The organism is Sorlinia euscelidii, assembly GCF_036452135.1.
GTDB classification, from domain to species: Bacteria; Pseudomonadota; Alphaproteobacteria; order Acetobacterales; family Acetobacteraceae; genus Sorlinia; species Sorlinia euscelidii.
In genome coordinates this window covers 1-3,926 of record NZ_JAWJZZ010000007.1, presented here as the reverse complement: position 1 = coordinate 3,926, position 3,926 = coordinate 1, and the positions used below count along the sequence as shown (strand labels likewise).

The 3,926-nt window shown below is 59.9% G+C and carries 3 protein-coding genes and 2 pseudogenes; all 5 read left to right on the top strand.

Annotation, left to right across the window (positions count from 1 at the left end):
- Nucleotides 1-906 (top strand): annotated as a pseudogene (locus tag CGLAMM_RS10905) (lysine-2,3-aminomutase-like protein); the annotation flags it as partial.
- Nucleotides 907-1,086: 180 nt separating this feature from the next.
- Complete coding sequence (gene efp, locus CGLAMM_RS10900; protein WP_418115687.1) at nucleotides 1,087-1,659, top strand: elongation factor P; 573 nt, start codon at nucleotides 1,087-1,089, stop codon at nucleotides 1,657-1,659.
- Between the two features lie 66 nt (nucleotides 1,660-1,725).
- Nucleotides 1,726-2,550, top strand: a pseudogene (locus tag CGLAMM_RS10895) (inositol monophosphatase family protein).
- Between the two features lie 14 nt (nucleotides 2,551-2,564).
- Nucleotides 2,565-3,413 (top strand): OmpA family protein, encoded by an 849-nt coding sequence (locus CGLAMM_RS10890; protein WP_394818724.1) that lies wholly within the window; start codon nucleotides 2,565-2,567, stop codon nucleotides 3,411-3,413.
- The gene (locus tag CGLAMM_RS10885) at nucleotides 3,410-3,835 is read left to right on the top strand and encodes a hypothetical protein (RefSeq protein ID WP_418115686.1); all 426 of its coding nucleotides are present in this window, start codon (nucleotides 3,410-3,412) and stop codon (nucleotides 3,833-3,835) included. The genes CGLAMM_RS10890 and CGLAMM_RS10885 overlap by 4 nt, the downstream gene beginning before the upstream one ends.
- Nucleotides 3,836-3,926: the final 91 nt, after the last annotated feature.

The following is a 3,926-nucleotide window of genomic DNA, read 5'->3' as shown; positions in this document are numbered from 1 at the left end:
CGGCCTTCCGCGCGCTCATCCAGAGCCCCGACGACCCGATCGGTCGGCAGGTGATCCCGCGTGTGGAAGAGCTTGATCAGGCCGCATTTCAAATGGCGGACCCGATTGGCGATGCGCGTCATACGCCGGTGAAAGGTGTCGTGCATCGTTATGAGGATCGCGCGCTCCTCACGCCGCTTCTGATCTGCCCCATTTATTGCCGCTTCTGCTTCCGGCGGGAACGCGTCGGCGCGGAAGGGGGTCTGCTGACGGATGCGGAACTTGAAGCCGCGCTGGACTGGTTCCGTCAGCATCAGGACGTGCGGGAGGTGATCCTGACGGGCGGGGATCCCCTCATGCTCAGCCCCCGCCGCCTGGCGCACATTATTTCCGCCCTCTCTGACATGGCGCATATTGACATTATCCGCATCCATTCCCGCGTGCCAGTGGCGGACCCTGACCGAATGACTCCGGCCCTTCTGGACGCGCTTTCAACAGAGAAGGCCCTTTGGCTCGTCACCCATGTCAATCACGCCGCCGAATTATCCGAAGCGGCGTCCCAGGCACTGCGCCATGTGCGGAAACGCGGCATTCCGGTGCTGAGCCAGTCCGTCCTGCTGCGCGGCGTCAATGATTCGGTGGTGGTGATGGAGGCGTTATTGCGGCGACTGGTGCAGCTTGGCGTCAAACCTTATTAACCTTCATCATCTTGACCCGGCTCCGGGGACAGAGCATTTCCGTGTGCCTGTCGAGAGAGGGCTGGAAATTCTGCGCGGTTTACGCGGGCGCGTGACGGGCCTTGCCTGGCCGACTTATGTGATGGACATTGCCGGCGGATATGGCAAAGTGCCGCTAGGGCCGCATTATCTTGAGGCGGGTCCGGCAATGCTGGAGGGCGTCACGGACCCGAAGGGCCGCCATCACAAATGGCCGAAACAGCGATTTCTGACAGGTCTCCCAACGCGAGCCGCTCTGCCTACCGCCCATGCACGTACTCCGTGCTTCCGCCGTCTTGCCCAAACCCCGCGAGAAGCGTAAAAAAACCTCCGCGGGCCGCTATGGCAGTGACCTGAAACCCGATCGACACGTCCCAGAGAGTAAGATTTTATGAAACAGCAGGCTAACTTGATCCGCGCCGGCCAAGTCATTGAGCATGACGGACGTCGATGGAGTGTTTTGAAGCAACAGATCATCACACCCGGCAAAGGCGGCGCGTTTATTCAGGTTGAAATGCGCGACCTCACGACAGGCAATAAAACCAATGAACGCTGGCGGACAGCGGACACGGTTGAGCGCCTGATGACAGAGGATAAGGACTATACTTATTCTTACGAGGATGGCGATAATATCGTCCTGATGGACCCTGAAACATTTGAGCAGGTCGTGCTGCATAAGGATTTCTTCGGGGATCAACTGCCTTTTTTACAGGATAATATGGCGCTCAACGTCAAACTGGTTGAAGGTGACCCGGTTGGCGTCACGCTTCCGCCGAATGTGACGTTGGAAATTGTCGAGGCCGACCCTGTCGTGAAAGGTCAGACCGCCAGCTCCTCCTATAAACCGGCCGTCCTCTCCAACGGTGTCAAAACCATGGTGCCGCCTTTTATTGAAGCGGGGGAGAAAGTTGTTGTCCGGACGGAGGACGCCTCCTACGTCGAGCGCGCAAAAGTAAAATCTTAAAAGCGACGCGCTTTAACGAGGGCGCCGCATCTTCACTTGTCTTTTCGTTATCAGGACTCGTTATTTATGCGCCTCTCCCCGCACATCACCGTCATGCAAAATGCTGCCCTCAAGGCGGCCAAGCGCCTGTTGCGGGATTTTTCAGAAGTGGAACAACTTCAGGTCAGCATCAAAGGACCGGGTGATTTTCGTCACGCAGGCCGATTTGCGTGCTGAAGCGACTTTGCGCGAGGAGCTGGCGCGAGCGCGACCGGGCTATGCTTTCCTGATGGAGGAAAGCGGCGCTTCCGGTGGTGATAACTGTCATGGCGCTGGATTGTTGACCCGCTGGACGGGACGACCAACTTTCTGCACGGCATCCCGCAATGGGCCATTTCAATCGCTTTGCAACGCCGTTTCTCGGATGGGCAGACGGAAATCGCGGCCGCCATCGTTTACAACCCTGCAACCAATGAGATGTTCTGGGCGGAGAAAGGCGTGGGTGCTTTCCTTAACGATCGCCGTCTGCGCGTCTCAGCACGACGCGTCATGTCGGAAGCTGTTTTTTCCACCGGCATTCCCTTTGCCAAAGTGCAGGAGGCGCTGCGCGCGCCTTTCCTTCGCGTGCTCACGCGCCTTATGCCGCAAGTGGCGGGTATCCGGCGTTTCGGGGCCGCAGCGCTTGACCTCGCCTGGCTGGCCGCAGGGCGCTATGAAGGTTTTTGGGAGATCGGGCTCAAGCCGTGGGATTGCGCCGCGGGCATTCTACTCGTCAAGGAAGCCGGTGGTTACGTCACCACCCCGGAGGGGCAGGAAATCAGCGACTTTGACCAGGACGTCAATGTCGTGGCTGGAAATAGTCATTTGCATGGACCGTTACGCCTAACGGTGTTGCAATCCCTTTCTGAATAAAGCGGGATGATCGCATGAAATCGAGCAGGTTCCTATCGAGCGGTCCGATGCCCTGCCTTTTCAGGCATCGTCCGCGCCATTACGGCCTTGCGGTCGCGATCAGCGCGCTTTGTGTCAATATAGGCAGTGCCTCGGCGGAGGTTTCGACAAATTTCGACGCCCTCGATCATGTCGCGCCCGTGAAACCGGCGCCACGGCAACAGAGTGTGAAACGCACGCCCGCTTATTCGTCTGACCTTCAGAAGCCAGGTGCCACGGCAACATCGCCAAATGGGCGTTCAGGCAGCGCGGCCGGGTCGAACGGCGCGCCAGCTATGCCACCCTCCCATCGCGAGGCCGAACGACGCGTGGGGCCGCCACCTGACGTGCCGCCCGCGCCGCCCAAATCTGTCGTCATCGCGCCCCCCCCTGTCGCGGTCGAGACCCACCCGCCCGTCGCGCCCGCCCCCGTCATTATCGACCCGAAAGTGCAGGGCCGCGTGCGGAAGACAGCGCAGGGTATGGTGCTGGTTTATCAACCGGGCAGCGCAAATCTGAATGAAAACATGCTGACGGCCCTGAAGGCATATGCCACCTCGCTGGCGAAAGACCCGGGATTGCGCATTACGATACGGTCCTATGCGAGTGGGCAGGCGGATGACCCGTCCGTCCCACGGCGCATATCACTGGCGCGCGCGCTGATCGTCCGGTCCGTGCTGATCAAGGCCGGTGTGGCGACAACGCGAATCTATCCACGCGCCGAGGGCCTGCCCAAAGGGGATATCGCGCCGCCGGACAAGCTCGAGATCATCGCGGTCGGTGCCGCGCCTGCCCCGCCGGGTGAGGCCTACTACCCGCACAAGCCGCAAAAGACCACGCCATGACCCGACCGCATCGTTACCTTGCCCGAATGATTCTGTTTCTTGCGCTGGTCGGGCTGATCGCGTTTGTGCTGCACGGGACGTTATATCGCGCCTTCATGTCCAATCCAGTGCTGGATGGCTTTATTCTTGCCGTGCTGCTGATCGGCATATTGTGGAATATCCGCGTCGCCTCACGTCTTTTCCCGGAGGTGAAATGGGCGGAGACGATGCGTCAATCCCGTTCCGCACTCGTGCAACCGGACCCGCCGCGCCTTCTCGCCCCTTTGGCGCGGCTGATCACGTTGAGTTCGGGTGGTGATCGTGTGCGCCTGTCCTTTCAGGCCAGTCAGGCGGCTTTGGATAGTTTATCCGGACGTCTGGACGAGGGACGGGAGATTTCCCCAACCCCGAAAATCAGCCCCGCCACGGCGCACAATGCCTGACGCGGCATGCCGAACGCCGCATAAAAAATGCCGAGGACACAGAAAATGACGGGTGCCCATGGGGAGTGCTGCCACGACGCAACCACGCGCG

Coding starts and splice junctions, on each gene's coding strand:
- efp (WP_418115687.1), top strand. CDS start 1,087: ATGAAACAGCAGGCTAACTTGATCCGCGCCGGCCAAGTCATTGAGCAT.
- CGLAMM_RS10885 (WP_418115686.1), top strand. CDS start 3,410: ATGACCCGACCGCATCGTTACCTTGCCCGAATGATTCTGTTTCTTGCG.
- CGLAMM_RS10890 (WP_394818724.1), top strand. CDS start 2,565: ATGAAATCGAGCAGGTTCCTATCGAGCGGTCCGATGCCCTGCCTTTTC.